The organism is Xanthomonas sp. AC360 (assembly GCF_979258225.1).
This window is the reverse complement of the sequence record NZ_OZ409846.1, coordinates 4630624-4654443: the sequence shown is the minus strand read 5'-3', so window position 1 is coordinate 4654443 and position 23820 is coordinate 4630624. Positions and strand designations below refer to the sequence as shown.

At 63.7% G+C, this 23820-nt stretch carries 18 protein-coding genes, 1 other RNA gene and 1 pseudogene; 9 read left to right on the top strand and 11 right to left on the bottom strand.

Annotated elements, in window-relative coordinates:
- Positions 1 to 296 precede the first annotated feature (296 nt).
- A complete protein-coding gene (locus ACZZ0O_RS19950; protein ID WP_463591648.1) occupies positions 297 to 2030 on the bottom strand; it encodes an alkaline phosphatase in 1734 nt (577 codons plus the stop codon).
- Between the two features lie 114 nt (positions 2031 to 2144).
- Between ACZZ0O_RS19950 and ACZZ0O_RS19945 the strand changes: the two genes are divergently transcribed.
- Together ACZZ0O_RS19945 and ACZZ0O_RS19940 are read left to right on the top strand one after the other, a co-directional pair.
- The gene (locus ACZZ0O_RS19945; protein WP_115513372.1) at positions 2145 to 3485 is read left to right on the top strand and encodes a dicarboxylate/amino acid:cation symporter; all 1341 of its coding nucleotides are present in this window, start codon (positions 2145 to 2147) and stop codon (positions 3483 to 3485) included.
- Between the two features lie 9 nt (positions 3486 to 3494).
- Positions 3495 to 4334 carry a class I SAM-dependent methyltransferase gene (locus ACZZ0O_RS19940; protein WP_463591647.1) on the top strand — a complete coding sequence of 280 codons (840 nt, stop codon included), beginning with the start codon at positions 3495 to 3497 and terminating at the stop codon, positions 4332 to 4334.
- A gap of 10 nt (positions 4335 to 4344) precedes the next feature.
- Here ACZZ0O_RS19940 and ACZZ0O_RS19935 read toward each other — a convergent pair whose 3' ends face one another.
- From ACZZ0O_RS19935 to ACZZ0O_RS19925, 3 genes are all read right to left on the bottom strand, one after another.
- Positions 4345 to 4503 (bottom strand): hypothetical protein, encoded by a 159-nt coding sequence (locus ACZZ0O_RS19935; protein ID WP_463591646.1) that lies wholly within the window; start codon positions 4501 to 4503, stop codon positions 4345 to 4347.
- Positions 4504 to 4506: 3 nt separating this feature from the next.
- Positions 4507 to 4635 (bottom strand): hypothetical protein, encoded by a 129-nt coding sequence (locus ACZZ0O_RS19930; protein ID WP_463591645.1) that lies wholly within the window; start codon positions 4633 to 4635, stop codon positions 4507 to 4509.
- Positions 4636 to 4860: 225 nt separating this feature from the next.
- Positions 4861 to 5076, bottom strand: coding sequence for a hypothetical protein (locus ACZZ0O_RS19925; protein ID WP_463591644.1), 216 nt, complete (start codon positions 5074 to 5076; stop codon positions 4861 to 4863).
- 340 nt (positions 5077 to 5416) lie between these two features.
- On the opposite strand from ACZZ0O_RS19925, the gene ACZZ0O_RS19920 reads away from it, so the two are divergent.
- Entirely contained in the window at positions 5417 to 5908 is a 492-nt protein-coding gene (locus tag ACZZ0O_RS19920) for an acyl-CoA thioesterase (RefSeq protein WP_055849978.1), read from the top strand.
- A gap of 200 nt (positions 5909 to 6108) precedes the next feature.
- On the opposite strand, the gene ACZZ0O_RS19915 is transcribed toward ACZZ0O_RS19920, so the two are convergent.
- Entirely contained in the window at positions 6109 to 6858 is a 750-nt protein-coding gene (locus ACZZ0O_RS19915; protein ID WP_055849980.1) for a C40 family peptidase, read from the bottom strand.
- 109 nt (positions 6859 to 6967) lie between these two features.
- On the bottom strand, positions 6968 to 7621 hold the full coding sequence (locus ACZZ0O_RS19910; protein WP_193552458.1) for a C40 family peptidase: 654 nt from the start codon (positions 7619 to 7621) through the stop codon (positions 6968 to 6970).
- Between ACZZ0O_RS19910 and ACZZ0O_RS19905 the strand changes: the two genes are divergently transcribed.
- From ACZZ0O_RS19905 to gorA, 4 genes are all read left to right on the top strand, one after another.
- Positions 7620 to 8099: an FKBP-type peptidyl-prolyl cis-trans isomerase gene (locus ACZZ0O_RS19905; RefSeq protein ID WP_055849982.1), complete on the top strand. Its 480-nt coding sequence runs from the start codon at positions 7620 to 7622 to the stop codon at positions 8097 to 8099. The two genes, ACZZ0O_RS19910 and ACZZ0O_RS19905, sit on opposite strands and share 2 nt — an antisense overlap.
- Positions 8100 to 8331: 232 nt before the next feature.
- Positions 8332 to 9576: a DUF418 domain-containing protein gene (locus tag ACZZ0O_RS19900; RefSeq protein ID WP_463591643.1), complete on the top strand. Its 1245-nt coding sequence runs from the start codon at positions 8332 to 8334 to the stop codon at positions 9574 to 9576.
- 30 nt (positions 9577 to 9606) lie between these two features.
- Entirely contained in the window at positions 9607 to 10533 is a 927-nt protein-coding gene (locus ACZZ0O_RS19895) for a hypothetical protein (protein ID WP_463591642.1), read from the top strand.
- A 121-nt stretch (positions 10534 to 10654) separates the two neighbouring features.
- Entirely contained in the window at positions 10655 to 12025 is a 1371-nt protein-coding gene (gorA, locus tag ACZZ0O_RS19890; RefSeq protein ID WP_463591641.1) for a glutathione-disulfide reductase, read from the top strand.
- 540 nt (positions 12026 to 12565) lie between these two features.
- Here gorA and ACZZ0O_RS19885 read toward each other — a convergent pair.
- Positions 12566 to 12643: non-coding RNA, sX9 sRNA (locus ACZZ0O_RS19885), on the bottom strand.
- A gap of 90 nt (positions 12644 to 12733) precedes the next feature.
- On the opposite strand from ACZZ0O_RS19885, the gene ACZZ0O_RS19880 reads away from it, so the two are divergent.
- Both ACZZ0O_RS19880 and ACZZ0O_RS19875 read left to right on the top strand, forming a co-directional pair.
- Complete coding sequence (locus tag ACZZ0O_RS19880) at positions 12734 to 13147, top strand: MGMT family protein (protein WP_463591640.1); 414 nt, start codon at positions 12734 to 12736, stop codon at positions 13145 to 13147.
- A 41-nt stretch (positions 13148 to 13188) separates the two neighbouring features.
- Complete coding sequence (locus ACZZ0O_RS19875; RefSeq protein ID WP_055849991.1) at positions 13189 to 13890, top strand: rhomboid family intramembrane serine protease; 702 nt, start codon at positions 13189 to 13191, stop codon at positions 13888 to 13890.
- A gap of 544 nt (positions 13891 to 14434) precedes the next feature.
- Here ACZZ0O_RS19875 and ACZZ0O_RS19870 read toward each other — a convergent pair.
- The 4 genes and pseudogenes from ACZZ0O_RS19870 to ACZZ0O_RS19855 form a co-directional block, all read right to left on the bottom strand.
- The gene (locus ACZZ0O_RS19870) at positions 14435 to 16447 is read right to left on the bottom strand and encodes a M13 family metallopeptidase (protein WP_463591639.1); all 2013 of its coding nucleotides are present in this window, start codon (positions 16445 to 16447) and stop codon (positions 14435 to 14437) included.
- A gap of 186 nt (positions 16448 to 16633) precedes the next feature.
- Entirely contained in the window at positions 16634 to 18742 is a 2109-nt protein-coding gene (locus ACZZ0O_RS19865; protein WP_463591638.1) for a M13 family metallopeptidase, read from the bottom strand.
- Between the two features lie 402 nt (positions 18743 to 19144).
- Positions 19145 to 21247, bottom strand: a complete 2103-nt coding sequence (locus ACZZ0O_RS19860) for a M13 family metallopeptidase (RefSeq protein WP_463591637.1) — start codon at positions 21245 to 21247, stop codon at positions 19145 to 19147.
- Positions 21248 to 21553: 306 nt separating this feature from the next.
- Positions 21554 to 23658, bottom strand: a pseudogene (locus ACZZ0O_RS19855) (M13 family metallopeptidase).
- Between the last annotated feature and the right edge of the window lie 162 nt (positions 23659 to 23820).

Sequence of the window (23820 nt, the reverse complement as noted above, 5' to 3'; positions counted from 1 at the left end):
ACAGTGCTGGATGGGCAAACCACCGATGTGCGCGAACAGTTGCAATCCGTGGACCGCACCGCGCGGCCTGGGAACATCGACGCTCCATCCACGTCCCCGTTCCCGTCCACGTCCACGTCCACGTCATGCTCATGGTCATCGCAGCACGTGGCGCATTGGCAACCACGTGCCGATGCCGCGAAAAGATCACATCGCCGTACGTCATGCGAGACGCGGTCCGCCCATGCGGCAGACGTGTCCGGCACGGTGGCGCTGATCGCCTACCCACCAGCCGCCGCTGCGCCGCCATCTGCACATCAACGCTTCGCCGCCGCCTCGAACGTGGTCGGCGTGGGCAACTGCACCGGCACGCCGGCGCTGTCGCAGGTGCCGGCCTTGCACAGGCGCTCGCGCAGACGCGGGGTGGCCTGCACGATGACGTGGTAGATCACGTTCTCTTCCAGCGTGCCGCGGAACGCCGCGCTGCCCGGGCCGATGGCCCAGATGCCGACGTCTTCGCCGCCATGGCTTTCGGACTTGGTCGGTACCAGCGATTCCTGCATGTAGCTGGGCGCTTCGGTATCGACATGGGTGAGGTCGGGGCGGCCGTGGGCCGGCTCGCTGCTGCTGGGCTCGTGCGGGTACTTCTTCGGGCCGGCCGTCTGTGCGTTGGTCGCGCCGGTGTGGCCGGGGCCATTGGCGTAGCTGAGGGTGGTGTAGGGCTGGCCGGCCAGGTCGGTGGCCAACTGGCTGCGGTCGCCTTCTTCGCCGCCGGTGCCGCGCACCTTGCCCAGGATCGGGTTGCCGCGCACCGGGTAGCCGACGAAGTTGAGCGTGTGCGAATGGTCGGCGGTGACGATAATCAGGGTGTCGGCCGGTGCGGTCTGCACGGCGGCGCGCACCGCGTCGGATAGCGAGACGGTTTCGTCGAGCGCGCGGTAGGCATTGCCGGCGTGGTTGGCGTGGTCGATGCGGCCGCCTTCGATCATCAGCACGAAACCATTCGGGTCGCGCGACAGCGACTGGATCGCGGTGCGGGTCATCTCGGTCAGGCTGGGCTCGCCCTGCGGGCCGCGATTGCGGTCGTGGTCGAACTGCATGTGGTCCGGCTCGAACAGGCCCAGCAGCGCGGGGGCGCCGGCAGCGGCCTGCAGCTGCTGCTCGTTCCAGACGTACGCACCTTGCGGATGCGCCTGTTTCCATTCGGCGACCAGGTCGCGGCCGTCCAGGCGCAGGCCGACCTTGTCGTCGTACTCCGGGTCGCGCTCCTGCACGGTCTGGAACTGGCTGCGGCCGCCGCCGAGCACCACCTGCGGGCCGCGCCCGTAGCGGGCGGTGGATAACAGCTGCTGGGCGATGTCCTGGCAGCCAGCCGCGCGCGCCGCCTCGGGCAGGTCGGTATCGTTTTCCCAGTTACGGTCCGGCGAATGCGCGTAGGTCGCTGCCGGGGTGGCATGGGTGAGACGGGTGGTGGTGACCACACCGGTCGCCATGCCGGCGCTGTCGGCCAACTGCAACCAGCTCAACAGCCCCTTGTTCAAACTGTCGGCGCAGTCGCTGCGGTTGCCGCTGCTGACGCCGATCGCGCCCATGTGCGACTTCACGCCGGTGGTGATCGCGGTCATGGTGCCGGCCGAATCCGGCGTCTGCGAATCGGTGTTGTAGGTCTTGCTGAAGGCGGTGGCCGGGAACTGCTCCCACGACAGCAGGTTCTCTTCGCCCGGCCCGCCCTTGCGCTGGCCGTCCAGGATGCGCGCGGCTGCCACCGTGGTCAGGCTCATGCCGTCGCCCAGGAACAGGATCACGTTGCGTGCCTTGCCGGCCATGGCGCCGTTGCCGGCCGCACGTGCGGCGCCGGAGCGGTACCACCACTGCGGGGTCTCGCCGGCCGGGTGCGTCACCGGCGGCACGTCCACGCGGATGGCGGCGGGTGCGGACGCGGTGGTTCCGGCAGTGGAGGCGCAGGCGGCCACGCACAGGGTGGTCAGGGCGGCGAGGGCAGGCAGGCGGTAACGCATCGGGTTCGAACTCGTGGCTGAATCAGTGCCCATTATGCCGGCCTGTGTCCGTCGCACAGATGACACGCTGCTGTTCCAGTCGTGGCCTCGCGGGCAAGCCAGGCCTGCGCTAAGGTGCATGCACTCTCCCCCGGATGATTCGACGACATGAGACTGGTTGCGGCCTGGTTGCGCATTCCGTTCTGGCAGCGCGTGGTGGCCGGCTTCGTTCTCGGCGCGATTGCCGGTGCGGCGATGGGCCCGGCGGCCGAGGTGTGGTTTGGCCCGCTCGGCGATCTGTATGTCACCCTGATCAAGATGATTGCGATCCCGCTGGTGTTCTTCGCGGTGATCAATGCGATCTCGTCGTTGCACGGGCAAAAGTCGGTCGCTGCGCTCGGCGGGCGCACCTTCCTGTGGTTTGTGATCACCGCCGCGCTGGCGGTCGGCGTCGGCCTTGCGGTGGGCACGCTCATGCAGCCGGGCGCCGGGCATTTCAGCCTGAGCGTGGACTCGGCGTGGAAGCCGCGCGATGTGCCCAGCCCGATCCAGGTATTGCTGGATGTGGTGCCGTCCAACCCGTTCTACGCACTGACCGGCATCGGCACCAAGACCAACGCGGCTGGCGAAACCGTGCTGGCGGCCGGGCGCGGGTCGATCCTGCCGGTGATCTTCTTTGCCGCGTTGCTCGGCTTTGCGATGGTCAAGCTTGGCGAGCGGGTGGCCGAGGCGCGCAAGCTCACCGGGCAACTGAGCGACATCATGATCCAGGTGACGCGCTTTGTGCTGGAGATGACTCCGCTCGGCACCTTCGGCCTGATTGCCGGGCTGGTCGGCAGCTATGGCTTCGCAAAGTTGCTGCCGTTCGGCAGTTTCGTGCTCGCGCTGTATGTGGCCTGCGCCATCCATATCCTGGTGGTCTACAGCAGCCTGTTGCTGGTGCACGGGCTCAACCCGTGGAAGTTCTTCCGCGGTGCAGCGCCTGGTATGCAGGTGGCCTTCGTCAGTTCGTCGAGCTTTGCCGCGATGCCGGTGGCGATGCGTTCGATCACCCACAATCTGGGCGTCAGCAAGGACTACGCTGCGTTTGCGGTCCCGCTGGGCGCCAGCATCAAGATGGATGGCTGCGGCGCGATCTACCCGGCGCTGTGTGCGGTGTTTATCGCCCAATACACCGGCGTGCCGTTGACGGCCAATCAATACTTCGTGGTGCTGATCGCCTCGGTGCTGGGCAGCTTCGGCACTGCCGGTGTGCCGGGCACCGCAGTCATCATGGCCACCGTGGTGCTCAGCGCTGCCAACCTGCCGCTGGAAGTGATCGGATATCTGTATGCCATCGACCGCATCCTCGACATGATGCGCACGATGACCAACGTTACCGGGCAGATGCTGGTGCCAGTGCTGGTAGCCAAGGAAACCGGTTTGCTGGATAAGACGGTCTATGAGTCGGCATCCACCAACGTGGGGCTGGAAGATCCGCCCGCCGACAGCGCCAAGCCGCTGCGCTGAGCGGCACGCATGACGGTTGCATTTCCCGTGTTGCGTGAGCGCCTGGCGCAACTGCCCGCGCTGGACAGCGTGGATGGCGTGTTCGTTCAACGCACGCTTGCCGATGATCCGTTCGAGGATCGCTATCTGGAGGTGCGGCGCAAGGAAGGCCGGCTATATACCGATGCGCAGGTCCGTAGCCTGCCGCGCCCCAGCGGCAAGCTCGGTGCCAGCCTGGAATGGCAGGTGCGCGCGCTGTCCAGCAGGTTGCTGGTGCAGCATCTGCAAGCACGCGCAGGCGAGGGTGCAGGTGAGGGCGCCATTCTCGAACTGGGGTGTGGCAATGGCTGGTTATCCCAACTGTTGGCGCAGTCCCTACAACGTGACGTGTGCGGTATCGACGTCAATCGCACCGAGCTCACGCAGGCCGCGCGCGTGTTCGGCCACGACCAACGGCTGAGTTTTGTCGCTGCCGATATCCAGACCCTGGCGCTGCCACACGATGTCTTCGATGTCATCGTGGTGCCGGCATGCATCCAGTATTTTGCCGATCCTGCAGCCTTGGTGCGTCACCTGCTTGCGCAACTGCGCGACGGCGGCGAGTTGCACATCCTCGACAGCCCCCTGTATCCAGATCGGCAGCGTGCCGACCAAAGCGCCGCACGCAGCCTGCGTTATTTCACCGGCCTTGGCGTTCCTGCATTGGCCGAGCAATACCACCAGCACACCTATGCCGCCTTCGACGCGTTCGCAGTGCAATGGCTGTTCGATCCGCGCCATCTGCGTGCGCGTGTGCGCCGCCTGCTCAAACTGCGGCAACCGCATTTTCCGTGGTTGTGTCTTCGCAAGCAGGACAACCAGGGGCGGTAGCTCGCTGGCGTCATCGCCCTTGTAGGGCCTCCATCAACGTCGTCGCTTGCGGCGCCTTGTGCTGCGCGACCGCGCCGACCACGATAAAAAACGTCAGCACGCCGATCAGCGGCCACAGCGTGTGGCGGACGCATAACCACCACCAGCCTTGCGCCTGCACGCCGCGCATGCGTCAATACAGCCCACCTGCGAGCGCCGCGTCCACCAGAAGCTCGGCCATCAACACCGGCGCCGACCACACCACCCAGGCGGCAGCAACGATTGCGACTGCAGCGGCGGCCAGCACTGCCACTATCGCCAAGATCGGCAGTCCGGCGTCGCCATCGACGAAGTCGGGCAGTGAGCCGTCCCCCGAGACATTCGAGTTGGATCGGGATGGCGCGCTCCATGTGCCGGACCTACCCGCGCCGCTGGAGCTGCCGCCGTGGCCGGCCCATCCCGAGGCGTCCTGCGTCTCGCTGCTGGCGAGGTCGACGCAGTCGCCCGCCAATTCATCGTCTAGGTCGTTGCGCCAGCGTAGCCATGCCTACATCAGCAGCAGAAACAGGCCATAGGCGACCAGCGTCGCCATCGGGTAGCGCACCACCATCGCATCGACGCCGGCATTGCGCAGCAGGAACGAGGCCAGCAGCCCGCCTGTTGCCGTGGTCAACACGATGGCGCTCATCTGCAAGCGCGGCCAACCGTCGCGTTCCAGATGCTGCCTTGCATGCTCGATGGTGAATCGTCTTCGGTCCGACATGACGCGCTGCCTCCTGCTGCGGGCAGCCTTGCCCGGATGCCGAGAGTAAGTGACTTTCGATCAGGCTTGCACGCGCTTTGCTGCAGATGTGCGATTTGTCCAGGGACCGGTGGTCGGTGAGGATCTGGCCGCTCCGGAGCGCGTAAGCGAGCACGCGCCAAGTCCTGAGGGACGCGCCTACGGTGTGTGTGAGTCTTGTCATCACGTGCGGCGGGTGTGAGAGATCTGCAAGGCAGCCGCAGAGCCGCGCTTTCCGTCAGCGCATCCGCGTGCGCGGGGCCAATCCCTTCAACGCGCGCACATGGCACACTTTCAGCCTATCCCCTGGTGAGAGCGTGCAGTGATTGGCCAACAGCGTGATCTGACATTTCGTTTTCTGGCCGAGCCCAGCGACGTCAACTTCGGCGGCAAGGTGCATGGCGGCGTGGTGATGAAGTGGATCGACCAGGTCGGTTTTGCTGCGGCCAGTGGCTGGAGCGGGCATTACTGCGTGACGGTGGCGGTGGGCGGCATCCGCTTTGTGGCGCCGGTACGGATCGGCGATCTGGTCGCGGTGTCGGCCAAGCTGGTCTACACCGGGCGCAGCAGCATGCATTTCGCCATCGATGTGCGTGCGCGCAGCCCGATGGGCGGCGACTCGCGCCTGTGCACCCATTGCATCATCGTGTTCGTGGCGATGGATCCGGACGGCGTCACGCCGGTGGAAGTCCCCTCCTGGCGGCCGGACACGCCCGAAGATCAGCGCCTGGCCGAGTACGCCCTCAAGGTGATGGAGCTGAGCAAGGGCATCGAGGACACCATGGCGCACTACAGGGCCGATACGTCGGGCTAAGCGTAGGCGGCTGTCCGGACCCATTCGCGGAGTGCCTAGGACAGGGTGCGCTGTCGTGCGAGCGCTTATCAGGTCCCGTTGCGGCAACGCTGGCGGTAGCGGCTGCCACAGGGCAGTCACATGACCGTTTCGATGACGACGCACACAAAAAAGCCGCGGGTTCGCCGCGGCTTTCTTTTAATCGTTCGAAGCACTCAGGCTTACAGCACCCGGCGCGCCTGGATGAACTTCTCGCTCCAGTAGCCACTGGCCAGCGAATCCACGCGCACGTCCTTGCCGCGGCTGGGCGCGTGCAGGAACTTACCGTCGCCGACCACCAGGCCGACATGATCGATGCGGCCACGCTTGCCGAAGAACACCAGATCGCCGGCCTTCAGTGCGTTCGGGTCCTTGATCAGTTCGGCCGATTCGTCGCGGGCGATGTCGCGCGAGACGCGCGGCAGGTCGATGCCCAGTGCGGTCTTGAAGACGTAGCCGACCAAGCCGCTGCAATCGAAGCCCTCGGTGGACTCGCCACCCCACACGTACGGGGTGCCCAGCAGGGCCATGGCACGCTGCAGGATCACCTGCACACGGCTGTCGGCAACGGCGTTCTGCGCAGCATTGGCCGCGCTCTGCGAGACATCGTAATTGGCGAGCAGGCGGCTGAGGTCTCCGGCGAACATCGCCGAGCGGTCCATCAGCGGAATGGCATCATTGGCGGCCAGATGCGGAAGCAGGGCGGCCAGCGTAGCGGTGGCAGCGGCGTCGGCGCGGCTGCGGGTTGCGGCTTTCTCGGCGGCGACGGCGCTGTCTGGCGTGGTCGTCTGTGCAGCGGATGGGGGGGTATTGGCGGTCTGCGCCAGAGCGGGCAGGGCGGCAATCCAGAGAGCGGTAGCGCATAGCAGGCGGAGCGGTTTCCGGAGCGGAAGCGGTGCGGCGCCAGTTTTGATCTGTTCGTCGTTCGTCACGCGGGAATCACAATTCTGCTGTCGATGCGGGATGATGCCTTGGTGAACGAATCGTTACGTTCAAAAAAAGTTAAATTTCCGTTTGATTACTTGTGATGAACGTCACATTTTAGTGCAAAACCCGCTTTGAACCTGAATAATGGTCACGCCAGTACGCGCCATCGAGGAAATCCAAGCGGACGGTACCGCCGGTGGTCGGGGCATGCACAAAGCGGCCTTCACCGACATAAATGCCGACGTGGCTCACGCTCCCGCCGGCGCCAAAGAACACCAGATCTCCGGTCGCCAGCTTCTCGGGCGCGATCCGCGGGCCTTGAATTGCGGCCAGGTCGCGCGAGGTGCGCGGCAACGACAGCGCCAGCACATCCTTGTAGACATAAGTGACCAGGCCGCTGCAGTCGAAACCGGTTTCCGGCGTGTTGCCGCCGAACCGGTACGGCGTGCCGACCAGGCCCAGGGCGCGCATCAGGATGTTGTTGGCGGCAGCCGGATCTGCAGGCGGCACTTGCGGCCACACTCGTGACGACGGCGGCGACGCGGCGGCCGGACGTTTGACCGGTGCCTGCGCGCAACCGCCCAGCAGGAGCAGGCCCAGCAACAAACAGGCCGCGGCGCGATGTGCGCGGGCGGCGAAAACTGGCGTGATATGCATGGAGCCGGGATAATGGGCGGTTCGAAAGGTCGCCATGATGGCGGCGCACCCGGCGGCCGACAAGCCGTCTTCCACCGTCTGCCACCGGGCAGCCCATTCAGAGCCAGGCATGAAGATCGAAAAAGACAGCGTCGTCCGCTTCCACTACACCGTTTCGGAGATTGGCCAGGAGCCGATCGAGAGCTCCAAGGAGCGTGACCCGTTGGCGATCATGATCGGCCACGGCAACATCATTCCGGGCCTGGAAGCGGCCATGATGGACAAGGAAGCCGGTGAGAGCTTCGGCGTGGACGTCAAGGCCACCGAGGCCTACGGCGAATACCGCGAAGGCCTGAGTCAGCGCGTGCCCAAGAAGCATTTCGGCGCGACCAAGCTGATTCCGGGCACCCAGGTGGTGCTGCAGACCAACTTCGGCCCGCGCGCGGTCACCGTGCAGAAGGTCGGCATGAGCGTGGTCGACGTCGACCTCAATCACCCGATGGCCGGCAAGGATCTGCATTTCGATGTGGAAATCATCGAAGTGCGCGAAGCCTCGCAGGAAGAGCGCGACCACGGGCACGTGCACGGCGACGGCGGTCATCACCACTAAGCGCGACGATCAGCACCGCTGCGTGGCCACTGGCCGGGTACGCCCAGCCGTGGCAACCAGCGCCACCGCGCGTGCACGCTGAGGGCGGCATGCCACCCACAGCGGGTTGGCGATGATGCGCAACCTGGTGTTGGCCGCAGCCAGTGATGTCTGTCTTCCTGACGGCCCGCCCCTTCGGCGGGCCGTCTGCTTTCTGCGGCGCGCCATGCCGCATCCGGTTGCCTGAGCTGCGATGACACAACGCGATCTGCTGTTTCCCACTGCCGCGAGCGAGCGCATCGTCGTGCTGGACGTCCTGCGCGGTTTTGCGTTGCTCGGCATCTTGCTGATGAACATCGAGGCCTTCGTCGGCCCGCTGGATCTGGCGCTCAGCGGTGTGGAGCCGCATTGGCACGGCGCCGATCGCGTTGCCGATGCGCTGGTCTACATCTTTGTGCAGGGCAAGTTCTACACGCTGTTTTCGATGCTGTTCGGCATGGGATTTGCGGTCATGGCCCAACGCGCCGAACGCACCGGACGCGGGTTTTTTGGCATGTATCTGCGCCGCACGGCCGGTTTGCTGGTCATCGGACTGGCGCACGCGCTGCTGCTGTGGTCCGGCGACATTCTGGTGACGTACGCAATGCTGGCAGTGTTGCTGCTGGGCGCCCGCAATGCGCCGACGGTGACGCTGCCGTGGCTTGCCGCGTTGGTCTACCTGTGTGCGCCGGCCCTGGTGCTGTTGTACGGCGCTGCGGGTGCGCTGATGCAGGCCGACCCGGCCTCGGCAATGGAGTGGAAAACGGCTATGGTCGATGTTGCGCAGCAGGCTGTGGCCAACGTGCAGGCGCAGCGCGCCGCACTTGGGCACGGCACCTATCTGCAGGCCACCACGCAGCGCTGGCATGACCTGCGCGAAGCGATGAGCGGGCTGAGCATCAATGGCCCGGCCATGCTCGGCATGTTTTTGCTGGGCAGCTGGTTCGTGCGCAGCGGCGCGATTGCCGCGCCCGAACGCTTCCCGCAGCTGTTCCGTGTGCTGCGTTACGGCGCCTTGCCGCTTGGGTTGGGCGTGATGTTGCTGAGCTATGCCATGGAACCCTGGATGGACCCGGCGCGGTTGAGCATGCGCCTGTCCGGCGCGTTTGCGCTGGCGTTGGTGGCCGGTCCGCTGATGAGCCTGGGCTACGCCGCATGGGTGGTGCGCTTTGCTGCGCGTCTGGCCTGGCTTGCGCCGGCCGGTCGCATGGCGTTGAGCAACTACCTGCTGCAGTCGTTGCTGTGTACCTGGATGTTTTACGGCTACGGGCTGGGATATTTCGAGCAGCTGCCGCGGGTGTGGCAACTCCCATTCGCGGTAGGGCTGTTCGCCTTGCAGGTGGTGTTGAGCCAGCTGTGGCTGCGCTGGTTCCGCTTCGGGCCGATTGAATGGCTGTGGCGTAGCGTGACCTATCTGCGGGTGCCGCCGATGTGGCGCGGCGACACGCGCGCGCAATAGCGCACACGCTGATGCGCGTATGTTGTGCGCATGCTGCGTTCGATGAAAGGAGAAAGCCGGATGGTGGAAATTCTATTCGAGGCCGATGAGCGCACGATGGAGAACCTGATGGAGGGCCCTTGGGTCATCATCCAGGAAAAATCCTACGGACCGTCGCGCAGGATTGCGTTGTTCAACAAGAGCGGCTTCGAAAAATACAGCCAACTCATCGATACGTATGCGTGCGACGGATTTTCGATCGCGCCTGAGGACGTCGTGCAGGGCGAGCTGAAAGCGCATTTTTCCCCGGATTTTGGCAAGGTGAAAAAACGCGACGCGATTGTCGAGATCGGCATACAGGGCGAAGGCGCCTTTGCCGACGACTTCGATTATGACGTGTTCAAAACCTTTAAGAATGTCAAAGCGCTGACGACGCAGGGGGTATCGTTTGGACCTGTCCTGCCAATGCTTTTTCCCAAGCTGGAAGCATGGGAAAACCTTGCGTGGAAAAGCAATACGCTTCATTCGCTCAACGGCAGTTGGGCCAGGCTTTCGCGTCTGTCCATCCACGGGTTGAGTGGGTCGCTTGACGTGTTCGACGACCGGCCTATTCGAAAGCTTTTCCTGATCGCGTCAACGATCAAGAATATCGCTGTGATTGCACATTACAAATCACTTGAAGTCTTGCAGTTCGTCTCCTGTCGTATTGCGGGCGACGTTTCATCACTTTCGCAGCTCGCAACGCTACGTTCGGTGCGCTTCGAAGGCAAAAAAAAGCTGGAAGGTTGGGACGGCCTCAGGAGCGAAACGCTGCGGAATTTCTGGGCGACGCATCTGCCGTGCGAATTCCTCGAAAAAAATTTCCCAAACATCGAGAACACTGTCGTCAACACCTACCGGAGCAAGGACCCATTCCGGAAGATTGGCGGAGATCCAGACAAGATCGAAGAGGAGTTCGGCAGCATATTCACCGAATGATCCGCTGCCTCACGCTAAGCTGATTGTGTGTCAGGACTGAAAGCAAACAACCAATGACTAACTCGATGACGCGCCGCCTGCCTGCGCGCGAGCTCCACCTTTGCCACTCGGAGCGTCTTGCATGAGTGCGCGCTACGACTACGACGTGGTGATTCTGGGTGGCGGTTCCGGCGGCCTGGCGGCCGGATTTCGCGCGGCAAGGTACGGCGCACGCGTGGCGATCATGGAACCTAATGAACTAGGCGGTACCTGCGTCAATCTTGGTTGTGTGCCGAAAAAAGCGATGTGGTTGGCGGCCGATCTGGCTGGCAAGATCGAGCTCGCCAGTGCGCTCGGTTTCGATGTGCCGCGACCGACGCTGGCATGGCAGGAACTGGTCACCCATCGGCAGGGCTATATCGCCAACATCCACGCCAGTTATCGGCGTCGACTCGATGAAGACGGCGTGGTGCTGATTCCGCAACGTGGCGTGTTGCAGGACCGCCATACGCTCATGGGGGAGGATGGGGTGCCGGTGACGGCCGAGCACATCGTGATCGCAACCGGTGCGCATCCGCTACGCCCGAACGTGGAAGGCGCCGAACACGGCGAAGTCTCGGACGATTTCTTCAATCTCTGTCATGCGCCTGCGCACGTGGCTATCATCGGCGGTGGTTATATCGCGGTGGAAATCGCCGGTCTGCTGCAGGCGCTGGGTAGTCGTGTGCATCTGTATGTACAAGGCGACCGCTTGCTGGAACGCTTCGATGCGGAACTGACGCTGCAATTGGCCGACAACCTGCGCCATTTGGGAGTGCGCCTGCATTTCGGTTTCACTACCACCGGCCTGGAACGCGATGCGCAGGGCGGGCTGCGCGTGCATGGCCATCCGGCGCACCCGCGCGAGCAGGGCAACGACGTGTTCGACAAGGTGTTCTTCGCCATTGGCCGACGCGCCAATACCGCAGGCCTGGGTCTGGATACGGTGGGTGTGGCGCTGGGCGAGAAGGGCGAAGTCGTGGTGGACGATGCTCAGACCACCAGTGTGCCGAACATCCATGCAATCGGCGATGTTGGCGGCAAGGTCGGGCTGACGCCGGTGGCGATTGCCGCCGGACGTAAATTGATGGATCGGCTATTCGGCAATCAACCGGATGCGCGCATGGACTACGACGGCGTGCCGAGCGTGGTGTTCTCGCATCCGCCGCTCGGCCATGTCGGACTCACTGAAGAGCAGGCCCGCGCGCGTTACGACGGCACGGTACGCGTGTATCGCAGCAATTTCCGGCCGATGTTGCATGCCCTGGCCGACGCGCCGCAACGCAGCCTGTTCAAGCTGATCTGCGTGGGCGAGGAAGAGCGCGTGGTCGGCGTGCACCTGCTGGGCGAAAGCGCCGACGAAATACTGCAGGGCTTTGCCGTGGCAGTGAAGATGGGCGCGACCAAGCGCGACTTCGACGAGACGGTGGCGATCCATCCCACGTCGTCGGAAGAGATCGTGTTGATGCATTGATGTGTGGGCGTGTGTTGCGCAATGAACGACAGCGTCTGCAGTTGCGTGCGGGGAGGGATGGAAGCGGCGCAGGGAAGTCAGGCGGAGCGCTACGTGGAAGCGGAAGGCGAAGCGTGAAACGCAATTAGGCCCCCTCCGGCGGGAAGTGCGATTTGGGGGCACGGTTGGCCAGTAAGTGTGCTTAGGCAACGCTGACGCTGCGCCTGGCGATAGCGACCATGTGCTCATGCGACGCAGCGCCGGGTTTTGAGCGTTTTGCTGTTTGGATGTCCAGGGCTTCGCACGGACACTCACTCCAACCGCTCTCCCAGCGGGAGAGGGGCTTTTGAGTCTTTCTCTCAAGAGATGGATTGTGATGCCGCAGCTTTCAATGTTGCGCACTGCTTGATGCCTTGCTTGCTCGGCTCTGTGTGGCTTCGCCCGTACCCTCACCCCAACCCCTCTCCCGGCGGGAGAGGGGGTTTTGAGTTCTTACGTCGTGAACGCATCGGGCAACGCGCTCGGTCGCAGAAGCTTCGTGGCGCTGCTGTCATTTAGGACGGCTCAAAGAACGTCGCGAGCCGTCGTCAGGTGGGTGCGGACGGCGCGTTTAGAACCGGTGTGTACGGAGTGGCACATGTCACATCGAGCACCGGCCGCGCCCGCCTGGCGGTGAGCACAGTCGTTTTGTTGGCTGTCCTTAGTCGCGTCAGCTGGCATTCTTGCCGGATGTCCAAACCTCGCCAGCCCGCGTTGCGTCCATTAGCATCTGCCAAGTTCGCAGCGCCTGCCTCTCCAAAGCCAGTAGCGCTCTCAGGCGAGCAGGCACGGCTGCGCATTCTTGACGTCATTCGCGCCATTCCTGCCGGTCAGGTTGCCGGCTACGGTGAGGTCGCTACGCGTGCCGGGTTGCCTGGGCGCGCGCGCATGGTGGCGCGTGTGCTCAGCGGCAATGACGACCCGGATCTACCCTGGCATCGTGTGCTTCGTAGCGATGGCCGGATTGCTTTGCCGCCGGGATCGCCCGGCTACGACGAGCAGTGCCAGCGGCTGCGTTCCGAGGGGGTGCCGGTGGTGCAGGGGCGGGTACGCCGCGCCACGGCCGCGCAGCGGCTGGATGCGGCCGTGTGGGGTCCTTCATAACGCTGCCGTTATCATCGACAGCATTCAGAAGGAATGCCGCCATGCCTCAATTGCCGCCCGTCACCAAAGCACTGTTGATCGCCAATATCGGTTTGTTCTTGCTGCAGTGGGCCTTGGGCGATCTGGGGGCGGGGGTGTTGCCATCCGACTCCACCTTGTCATGGCTCATGCTGTGGCCGATTTCGAACGGGTTCGATGCGTTCTCGCCCGGCGCCAGCTTCATGCCGTGGCAGTTGCTGACTTACGCGTTTCTGCATGGTGGTTTCAACCATCTGTTCTTCAACATGCTGGCGCTTTTCATGTTCGGCGCGCCGCTGGAACAGACCTGGGGGCAGAAACGTTTTCTGACTTACTACTTGGTGTGCGTGGCTGGCGCTGGTCTCTGCCAGCTGCTGATGGCGTGGTTTACCCAGAGTGGTGCACCGGTGGTGGGCGCTTCCGGTGGCGTGTTCGGGCTGTTGTTGGCCTACGGCATGCTGTTCCCGACGCAGCGCGTGATGCTGCTATTTCCGCCGATCCCGATGAAGGCGCGCACGTTCGTGATCGTGTTCGGCGCGATCGAACTGTTTCTCGGCGCCACCGGCTGGCAGCCGGGCGTGGCGCACTTTGCGCACCTGGGCGGCATGCTGTTCGGCTGGTTGATGATCCGCTACTGGCGCGGCCAGTCGCCGTTTGGCGGTAGTGGTGGTCGTAAGGGTGGCGGCGGAAAGGGACGCAAGCCGCCGCTGCGCGTGGTGCGCTGAGTCAAAAGACGGTTTGCCGGGTCGGCATGAGTTGTAGGAGTGACGCTAGGCCCGATTAAGGTGGCCGGTAAGGCCGCATCGCGGCCAGGGCCGCTCCTACGAGAGCAGGGTGGCGGATGGCTTATCGCGGCGGAAGCAGATGAGGCAACCGTGGATCTAGCGACCAGCAGATTAGGCAACGAGCTGGCTGAAATGCAGGTCCGGGGAGAGGCTTGGCCAGGCAGAAAGCGGATCTAGCGGAAGGCGAGTCGAGCTAAAAGCGGATCAGGCGAAAGGCAGATCCGGCGAAAGGCAGATCTGGCGATAGGCAGATCAGGCGAAAAGCAGATCAGGCTAAAAGCGGATCAAGCGAAAGGCAGATCAAGCAACGACGGTTTGAGCAAAACGTAAATCAATCCAAAACGGATCAAGCAGAAAAACGGATCAAGCGGATCAAGCGGAAAACAGAGCAAGCATTTTCCGGCACGGATATCTGGGACAAAAAAAGAGCGCGGAATCCGCGCTCTTTTTTATTGCCGATCTGTATTGCCGATCGTATCGGGGCTCAGCGCCAGATCTTGATCTGCTCTGCGTCCACGCGCTGCATCGGCTGGCCTGCCTTACAGCTGAAGGCTGCACCGAACTCCGGCAGGTTGGACAGCGGGCCGTTGGTGCGCCACTGGCCTGGTGCGCGGATGTCGGCGCTTGCGCGCTGCACCGCTTCGTTCGGCGACAACTGCTGTGCCCACAGGCCGGCCCAGGCAGTGAAGAACGCCTGCTTGTCGGCCTCGGTGGCTGCCGGTTGCGCCTTGCTGAAGGCCTGCCAGGCCAGTTCGACGCCGGCCAGATCGGCCAGGTTCTCTTCGGCGGTCTGCGCGCCGTTGACCTTGACGTTGGGCACGCCCGGGTACGGGTAGGCGGCGAACTGGTTGGCCACCTTGCCGGTCAGCTCGGTCCAGCTGCTCTTTTCAGCAGGTGTCCACCAGCTGCGCAGCTCGCCCTTGGCGTCGACCAGCGAGCCCTTGGCATCGATCGCACGGGTGAGTTCGTGCGCGACCAGCGCACCGTAAGCGCCGTACTGGGCCGCCGGTGTGCCGCCGGTAGTCAGCACCGGTGCCTGCAACACCGCAGCGGTGACGATCAGGCGGTTTTGCGCGATGTCGTAGGCCACTGCCGGCTGCTGCGGCAGCACGTCCCAGCGACGGTCTGCGTTGCCCTTGCCGATGCGCTTCATTTCCTCGCGGTGACGCCAGGTCGAGGCGATCAGCATGTTGCCGCCGAAGCTGCCGCGGCCCATCGGTTGCACGGTGTAGTCCAGATCGCGTCGCGGCGCGCCGACTTCGATCTTCATCGCGGCCAGCTTGGCCTTGGCTTCGGCGACGGCTTCGCCATTGCCCCAGCCGGTACGCTCCAGCGCGGCCAGCTGCGCATCGCGGACCTGGTCGGCAATGGCCTCGGCCTGGCGGCGGGTGTCGCTGCTCAGGTAGCGCGCGACGTATTCGCGACCCAGCATCGGGCCGGCGGCCACGTTGATGGCGTCCAGCACCTGCTGCCAGCGCTGCGGCGGCATCGCATCACCGCGCAGCAGACGGCCGCGGAACTGGTATTCGGCATCGTGGAAGCTCTTGGACAGGTAAGGCGCCATCGCATCGCCCACGCGCCAGCGCAGGTAGGCCTTCCACTGCTCCGGCTTGATGCTGACGATCATGCTGTCGAGCTGCTTGAACATCGCCGGGTCGGCCATCGACACCAGGTCGTCCTTGACGCCCTGCGCTTCCAGGAAGTCGGCCAGGCGCAGGTTCTTGTACTGCTTGGTCAGTTCCTTGGTGGCGATCGGCGCGTAGTTGTTGAACGGGTTGTTGATGCCCTGCACCGACTGCGCGCTACGCGCCAGCGCGGTTTCGATCTGCAGCACGGAGGCGGCATCGGCGTCGAGCTTGTCGGCCGGGGTACCGGTCAGCGCCAGGATCTGCTTGACGTAGGCGCGGTAGCGGCCCATCAGCGCCTGGGTATCGGCATCGGTGCGGGTGTAGAACGCCGGGTCCGGCAGGCCCATGCCGCCTTGCATGAAGTAGCCGATGTGGCGGTCGAGCGCCTTCAGGTCCACGTCCGGGCCGAAGTTGAAGCCGACCGGGATGCCGACCTGATGCAGTGCGGCGATCGAAGCGGGCACATCCTTGGCCTTCTTGATTGCGTCGATGCGCGACAGCAAGGGAGCGATCGGATTGGAACCGTCCTTCTCCACCGCCGCCTCATCCAGGCCACTGGCCCAGAAGTCGCCCAGCAGCTTCTGCACGTTGCCCTGCGGCGTCTTCATCGACGCGTCCAGCAGCTCGCGCTGCTGCTGCAGGGCACGCTCGGACAGCTGGCCCAGCGCGGTCACGGCGCCGGCCTGCGGCACCGGGTTGGCCTTGAGCCAGCTGGCGTTTGCGTAGTCGTAGAAATTGGTGCAGGCCGCAGACACGGCCGGGGCCTTGGGGGCTGCCTTCTTCTTGCGAGCGGCGTCGGCGTCGGGGGCGGACAGCAGCGTGATCAGGCTGAAGCCAAGAGCGAGGGCAAGCGGGCGAATGGTGGGCATCGAGAAGAAGGGTGGCCAGAGTAAAGTCGGCGAAGTTTAGCAAGGCTGCGCCTCGCACAGGCGGGCGCCCGCCCCCGTTCGTCATCGGTACCGGCCGTTTGCATGAATGCGACAGGCCCGCGAGTGCGGGCCTGTGCGTGTAGCTATCGTGTTGGAAGCGTTTGCAGGTAGTGCCTCGCGCAGCGCCTACCAGATCACCACGCGGTCTTTCTCAGCCCGCACCATCGCGTCGCCAGGTTTGCACGCAAACGCGGTGGCGAACTGCGGCATGTTCGAAGGTGCGGCGATGGCCCGCAGATTGTCGGGTGAGTGGGGGTCGCTTGCGAGGTAGACCAGCTGTTGCTGCTCGCGTGTGAGTCCACGCCAGTTGCGCGCAAAGCCCAGGAAAAACCGCTGCTCGGGGCTGTACCCGTCAATAGTCGCAACGCCCTCGGGGTGCTGACGCAGTGCAGTCTGCAGCGCGTCGTAGGCAATGTTGATACCGCCCAGGTCGGCGATGTTTTCGCCCAGGGTGAGTCTGCCGTTGACATGCATGTTGGGGTGGCTGGGCAAGGGAACATAGGCATCGAACTGCTTCACCAAGCCGTCTGCACGTTGCTCAAATGCCTTGCGATCCTGCGCAGTCCACCAATTGACGTTGTTGCCCGCGCCATCGAACTGGCTGCCCTGATCGTCGAAGCCATGCGTGGCTTCGTGTCCGATGATCGCGCCGATGGCGCCGTAGTTCAGGGCGTCGTCGGCGTTGGCATCGAAGAACGGCGGTTGCAGGATGCCGGCCGGGAAATTGATGGTGTTGGTACTTGGGCTGTAGTACGCATTGACCGTCTGCGGAGGCATCGACCAACGCTTGCGATCGGTGGGTTTGCCGATCTGGGCGATATCGTAGTGATAATTGAACTTGGCCGCCGCTTGAAGATTGCGGTAGTAGGCACCGGGAACGATCTCCAGCCCCGACCAGTCACGCCAGGTGTCCGGATAGCCGATCTTGGGCAGGAAGGCCTCCCACTTTGCAAGCGCCTTTGTTTTGGTTTCGTTGCTCATCCAGTCGACGTTTTCGATGCGCGTCTTGAGCGCTGCACGCAGGTTGTCGACCAATTCGGTGGCGCGTTGCTTGGCTTCGGGCGTGAAGACTTTGGCGACGTAGAGTTGGCCAAGGCCTTCGCCCATGGCTCCGTCGACTGCGCGCAGCACGCGTTTCCAACGTGGGCGTTGCTCCAGTTGTCCGGACAGGGCCTTGCCATAGAAGGCGAAGTTGTTGTCGACGAATGCCTTGCTGAGCTGTCTGGATGCCGCGTCGATGGTATGGAAGCGCAGGTAGGCCTGCCACTGTGCGATCGGCGCACTGGCCAATTGCTGGTCGAACGTCGCGAAGAAGCGCGGTTGCGATAGCGAGAAGCCTGCGCCGACATCCACGCCTTGCGCGGCGAAGAAGTCTTTCCATGAAAAGTGCGGGGTGAGCTTGTTCGCCTCGGCAACGCTGACGAAGTGGTATTGGTTCTTGGGTTGGCGTGCATCGGTTGGGGTAAGCGAGGCGGCAGCCAGTCGCGATTCCAGTGCCATCACGTCCTTGGCTTGCGCTTTGGCCGCGTCGGCATCGCTACCGGTGAGTTCGAACGACTTGGCGATGTAGGCCAGATAGGCCGCACGGATGGGAGCGTATTCGGCGGAGGTGTAGTAGTCCTTGGTCGGCAGGCCCAGGCCACCTTCGCTGGCAAAGGCGATTTGCTGGTCTGCCTTGTGGAAGTCCGCGCTCGCGCCGAACTCGAAGACATTGCCATCGCCCTCCGCATAGCGGCTGGTGATGTAGCTGGCGACATCCTTGGCGGATTTCAGCGCCTCAATGGCTTTCAGCTGCGGACGGATCGGCTGGTCTCCCGCCGCTTCGATGGCGGCTTCGTCCATCCCCGTGGCGTAGAGCAGACCAAGTTTGCGTGCAAGCGGGTCGGTTTGCTTGTCTGCCTGCTTCGCGGCGCTTTCAACGATCTCTCGCTGCGTGATCAGGCTCTTTTCCGTTAGTGCGTCGAACATGCCCCAGCTGGTGCGGTCGGCTGGAATCGGATTGGCTTTGGCCCATTTGGCGTTGACGAACGTATCCAGGTTCTGGCAAGCGCTTGTTGCCGTGTCCAGCTCGTTGATGTCGAACGAGGGTTTCGTTGTGGTAGTGCCGGCGGTTGCCGATGCGCGCGTCGGCGCAGCCGGTTGCGCCGGCTTGCTGCTGTCGTCGGCTTCGCGCTTGCAGCCCGCCAAGGCCACAACCAATGCCAGAGCGAGCGTAGAGGTCTTGATCGGTGACATGGAAGCTCAGTCGGGTGAAAGAGCACTGAGCGTAAGCGGGCACGGCCTTGCGAGCGCATGCGGTGAGCTTTGTTGAGGCTTTGCTGGCAGCCGCGGTTCACGCAGCGGCTGCAGCGTACCTGGTGGGAGGAGGGCAGGGCTGGCGGTACTGGCGGTGCCTGGCGGTAATGGCCGATACCCGCAAAAAAAGGCGACCCAATGAGGAGCGAAGGTCAGCTTGCCGATGGCGGCATCGAGAACAAGAGTGGCCAACCCAAGGTGCCGGGTGATCAAGGCAGCTTGCTGCACAGACACGTACGCGCTGTCGTCTGTCATCGGTACCGGCCGTTTGCCACGAATGCGATAGGCCCGCGTGAGCGGGCCTATGCAGTGGGTCCAGTAGCGGAGCACTTGCAGCCGCGCTTACCAGATCACCACGCGGTCCTTGTCGGGCCGCACCATCGCATCGCCCGGCTTGCAGGCGAAGGCGGTGGCGAATTGCGGCATGTTGGCGGGAGAGGCGATGGCGCGCAGCATGCTTGGCGCGTGCGGATCCGAGGCCAGGGCGACCATCTGCTGTTGCTCGCGCACGCGTTGACGCCAGCTGCGCGCAAAAGCCAGAAAGAAACGTTGCTCGGGACTGTAGCCGTCGATCGCCTTTGCCCGCTCGGGATGCTGATGCAGGGCGGTCTGCAGCGCGTCGTAGGCCACGTTGGTGCCGCCCAGGTCGGCGATGTTTTCCCCCAGGGTGAGCTTGCCGTTGACGTGCAGCGTCGGGTGTTTCGGCAGTGGGGTATAGGCATCGAACTGTTTGACCAACTGCGCGCTGCGCTGCTCGAACTTGCGTCGATCCTCGGCCGTCCACCAGTTGACGTTGTTGCCTGCACCATCGAACTGGCTGCCCTCGTCGTCGAACCCATGGCTGGCCTCGTGACCGATCACCGCGCCAATGCCGCCATAGTTCAATGCATCGTCTGCGGCGGCGTCGAAATACGGCGGCTGCAGGATTCCTGCCGGGAAATTGATCGAATTGGTGCCAGGGTCGTAGTACGCGTTGACCGTCTGCGGGGTCATCTGCCAACGTGTGCGGTCAGTCGGTTTACCGATCTGCGCGATGTCGTAGCGATAGTTGAACTTGGCCGCTGCCTGCAGATTGCGGTAATACGCGCCGGGGACGATCTCCAGCCCGGACCAGTCACGCCAGGTATCCGGGTAACCGATCTTGGGCAGGAAGGTGTTCCACTTGGCGATGGCCTTGGCCTTGGTTTCCGCGCTCATCCAGTCGACGTTCTCGATGCGCGTCTTGAGCGCGGCGCGGACGTTGTCCACCAGCTCGCCGGCGCGCTGTTTGGCCTCGGGCGTAAACACCTTGGCGACGTAGAGCTGACCCACGCCTTCGCCCATTGCGCCATTGACCGCGTGCAGGACTTGCTTCCAGCGCGGCGGCTGTTCCGGCTGCCCGGAAAGGGTCTTGTCGTAGAAGGCAAACTGGTTGTCGACAAAGGCCTTGCTGAGTCGCGAAGAGGCGCCATCGATGGCGTGGAAGCGCAGGTAGGCTTGCCACTGCGCAACGGGCGCGCTGGCCAGCTCGTGGTCGAACGCCGCGAAAAAACGCGGCTGTGCCAGCGAGAATCCGCTGCCGGCGTCCACACCCTGGGCGGCGAAGAAATCCTTCCAGGAAAAATGCGGTGTGAGCTTGTCAGCCTCGGCGATGCTGAGCAGGTGGTACTGGTTCTTGGGTTCGCGTGCGTCCACCGGTGCCAGCGATGCGGCGGCCAGGCGCGTTTCAAGTGCCAGTACATCCTTCGCCTGCGTCTTGGCGGCATCGGCGGTGCTGCCGGTGAGCTCGAACGACTTGGCGATATAGGCAAGATAGGCCGCGCGGATGGGCGCGTGTTCTGCGTCGGTGTAATAGTCCTTGGTCGGCAGGCCAAGACCGCCTTCCTGCGTAAAGGCGATTTGGATCGCGGCATTGTGGAAGTCCGCACCCGCAGCGAATGCGAACACCTGCGCATCGCCTTCGCCATGACGGCTGATGATGTAAGTGGCGACATCCTTGCCGGACGTCAATGCGGCAATAGCGTCCAGTTGTGGCTGGATCGGCTGGGCGCCCGCTGCTTCGATGGCGGCTTCGTCCATGCCGGCGGCATAGAGCGTGCCGATTTTCTGTTCCAGCGACGTTGGATGTTTGCCTGGCTGGGCGGCGGCAGTTTCAACAATGTTGCGCTGAATGGCTTTGCTTTTTTCGGACAGGATTTCGTCCACGCCCCAGCTGGTGTGATCGGGCGGAATTGGATTGGTGCTTGCCCAGCTGCCGTTGACGAATTCGTCAAGGTTCTGACAGGCGCTGGCTGCTGGGCCGAGTTCGCTGATGTCGAACGCAGGCGTTGCCGGGGTAGCAGGGGCAGTCGCAGATGTCTGGGGTGCGGTGTTTGCCGGCGTGCCGATGTCTTCGGCGTTGCGCTTGCAGCCTGCTAGGGCCACAACCAGTGCAACGGCGAGCGTGGAAGTCTTGAACAATGGCATGAACGTCGGCCGTGTAAGGAACGAGGAACGCCGAGCATAAGCGGGCGCGGCCCTGCCTGCGTACACGTTGAGCTTTGTTGAGGCTTATGCGCGGATACCGTGATGGATGCAGGTCCAACCGCGTGCAGTGTGCCGCGAGGGCGGCGGTCGGATGCTTGAAGCGGTTGGTTGAACTGTTGTCGGTCGCAATGCATGTGGCTGGCCGGCGTGATTCACCTACCAGGCAAAAGAAAAAGCGACAGAATCCAAAAAAAACGGGCGACGATCTTTCGATCGCCGCCCGCCTGATTTACCGCGCGTGCGCAATTACCAGATCACGACCTGCTGATCGCCCTGACGCACCATCGCATCGCCTGCCTTGCACGAGAACGCGGCGGCAAATGCCGGCATGTTCGACGGTGCACCGATGGCGCGGAAGTTGGCCGGCGCGTGCGGGTCGGTCTTCAACCGCACTACCAGTTCTTCCGGGGTGAAGTTGCGACGCCACACCGTGGCCCAGTTGAGGAAGAAGCGCTGGTCGCGGGTGATGCCGTCGGTCTTGGGGTCGTCCTTGCCGGCAGTAGCGGTCTTCATGGCGTCGTAAGCGGTGTTGAGGCCGCCCAGGTCGGCGATGTTTTCGCCCAGGGTCAGCTCGCCCTTGACCTTGTCGCCAGCCGGCGTGCGGTATCCGTCGAACTGCGCGACGAGCTTGCTGGTACGGCCCTTGAACGCATCCAGATCCTTTTGCGTCCACCAACCCGGATCAGGGATGAAGTTGCCATCGGCACCGAAGCGGCTGCCCTGGTCGTCGTAACCGTGCGTCATTTCATGCCCGATCACCGCGCCGATACCACCGTAGTTCATTTCCTCCGGCGCATTCGGGTCGAAGAACGGCGGCTGCAGGATGGCGGCCGGGAACACGATCTCGTTCTGCAGCGGGTTGTAATAGGCATTGACCGTCTGCGGGCTCATGCCCCATTCGGTCTTGTCCACCGGCTTGCCGACCTTGGACAGGTTCCACTTGTAGTTGAATTCCTGCGCGGCCAACACGTTGCCCAGGTAGCTATCGCGACTGGTGGCAAGGCCGTTCCACTCGCGCCACTTGTCCGGGAAGCCGATCTTGGGCGTGAAGCTTTCCCACTTGGCGATCGCCTTCGCCTTGGTCTCCGGACTCATCCAGTCCAGCTTCTCGATGCGCGCCTTCAATGCGGTGCGCAGGTTGCTCACCAGGGTTTCCATCTTGGCTTTGGAATCGGCCGGGAAGGCGACCTTGACGTACATCTGGCCCAGCGTTTCGCCGGCCTGGCCGTTGATGGTGGCCAGTACGCGCTTCCAGCGCGGCTTGATTTCCTTCTGGCCGCGCAGGGTCTTGTTGTAGAACGCGAAGTTCTCGTCCACGAACGGCTGACTCAGGAACGGCGACGCGCTATCGACGGCATGGAAGCGCAAGTAAGCGCGCCAGATCGCCGGGTCGGTGTCGGCGATCATCTTGCTCACTTCCTGATGGAAGGCCGGGATCGCCAGCGAGAACATCTCCGGCGCTGGCCGACGCCCTGCGACTTGAAGAACTCGGTCCACGACCAGTTCGGAGTCAGCTTGTCGGCATCGGCCGGGGAGATCGGGTTATAGGCCAACGAGGCGTCGCGCGACATCTGCGTGCTGGTCTTGGAGACCTTTGCCAGGCGGGTTTCGAACGCGACCACCTGTTTGGCCTGCGCGGTGGCGTCGGCTGCCGCGACGCCGGACAGCTCCAGCACCTTGGCGATGTGCGCCTGGTATGCCTCCAGCTTGGCCTTGTTGCCGGCGCTGGTGTAGTACTCCGGGTCCGGCAGGCCCAGGCCGCCCTGCATGGCGTAGGCGATGTTCTGGCTGGACCTCTTGAAATCGGCTTCGGCGCCGAAGCTGAAGAGCGCGTTGTCGCCCTTGGCGGCGCTGCTGCGCAGATAGTCGACCAGCTTGGCCTGGTCGCTGATGGCGTCGATGGCGCCCAGCTGCGGCTTCAGCGGCTCGATGCCCTGGGCGTTGATCTTGGCTTCGTCCATACCGGTCGACCACAGGTCGCCGACGATCTTTTCCACACCGGTGGCGCCGGTGTCGGCTGCGGCCTGTTCGGCCAGCTGCTGCTGGATCGCATTGGAGCGCTCGTCGAGCATTTCGAACGCGCCCCAGCTGGTGCGGTCGCCCGGCACCGGATTGGCGGCCAGGAACTTGGCGTTTGCGTAGGCGTTCAGATCGGTACAGGCGTTGCCATTGGCATCCAGATCGGCCGCGGTGAATTGGTTCACCGCCGGCAGCTTGCTCTGGTCCAGGGTCAGCGTCTTGGGCGCGGCGGGGGCGGCCGCTGCAGTATCGCCAGCCGGGGCCGCAGGCGCGGCGTCGTCGGACTTCTTGCAACCGCTCAGCGCGGCCGCTACGGCCAGGGTCAGCGTCAATAGATGAGGTGTTCGAATCACAAAGGCTCCAGGAGCGACAGTCGATTGGGAAGCCCCGTCACGGGGCCGTGGCCGGCACTCTACGCCTCGCCAGCCGACAGGCATGGTGTCGAAGGTCATGGATGCGGGGTGTGTAGAACCGCGGGTTCGGGGTGCGCTTGC

Coding starts and splice junctions, on each gene's coding strand:
- ACZZ0O_RS19950 (WP_463591648.1), bottom strand. CDS start 2,030: ATGGGCACTGATTCAGCCACGAGTTCGAACCCGATGCGTTACCGCCTG.
- ACZZ0O_RS19945 (WP_115513372.1), top strand. CDS start 2,145: ATGAGACTGGTTGCGGCCTGGTTGCGCATTCCGTTCTGGCAGCGCGTG.
- ACZZ0O_RS19940 (WP_463591647.1), top strand. CDS start 3,495: ATGACGGTTGCATTTCCCGTGTTGCGTGAGCGCCTGGCGCAACTGCCC.
- ACZZ0O_RS19935 (WP_463591646.1), bottom strand. CDS start 4,503: ATGCGCGGCGTGCAGGCGCAAGGCTGGTGGTGGTTATGCGTCCGCCAC.
- ACZZ0O_RS19925 (WP_463591644.1), bottom strand. CDS start 5,076: ATGTCGGACCGAAGACGATTCACCATCGAGCATGCAAGGCAGCATCTG.
- ACZZ0O_RS19905 (WP_055849982.1), top strand. CDS start 7,620: ATGAAGATCGAAAAAGACAGCGTCGTCCGCTTCCACTACACCGTTTCG.
- ACZZ0O_RS19910 (WP_193552458.1), bottom strand. CDS start 7,621: ATGCCTGGCTCTGAATGGGCTGCCCGGTGGCAGACGGTGGAAGACGGC.
- ACZZ0O_RS19900 (WP_463591643.1), top strand. CDS start 8,332: ATGACACAACGCGATCTGCTGTTTCCCACTGCCGCGAGCGAGCGCATC.
- ACZZ0O_RS19895 (WP_463591642.1), top strand. CDS start 9,607: ATGCTGCGTTCGATGAAAGGAGAAAGCCGGATGGTGGAAATTCTATTC.
- gorA (WP_463591641.1), top strand. CDS start 10,655: ATGAGTGCGCGCTACGACTACGACGTGGTGATTCTGGGTGGCGGTTCC.
- ACZZ0O_RS19880 (WP_463591640.1), top strand. CDS start 12,734: ATGTCCAAACCTCGCCAGCCCGCGTTGCGTCCATTAGCATCTGCCAAG.
- ACZZ0O_RS19875 (WP_055849991.1), top strand. CDS start 13,189: ATGCCTCAATTGCCGCCCGTCACCAAAGCACTGTTGATCGCCAATATC.
- ACZZ0O_RS19870 (WP_463591639.1), bottom strand. CDS start 16,447: ATGCCCACCATTCGCCCGCTTGCCCTCGCTCTTGGCTTCAGCCTGATC.
- ACZZ0O_RS19865 (WP_463591638.1), bottom strand. CDS start 18,742: ATGTCACCGATCAAGACCTCTACGCTCGCTCTGGCATTGGTTGTGGCC.
- ACZZ0O_RS19860 (WP_463591637.1), bottom strand. CDS start 21,247: ATGCCATTGTTCAAGACTTCCACGCTCGCCGTTGCACTGGTTGTGGCC.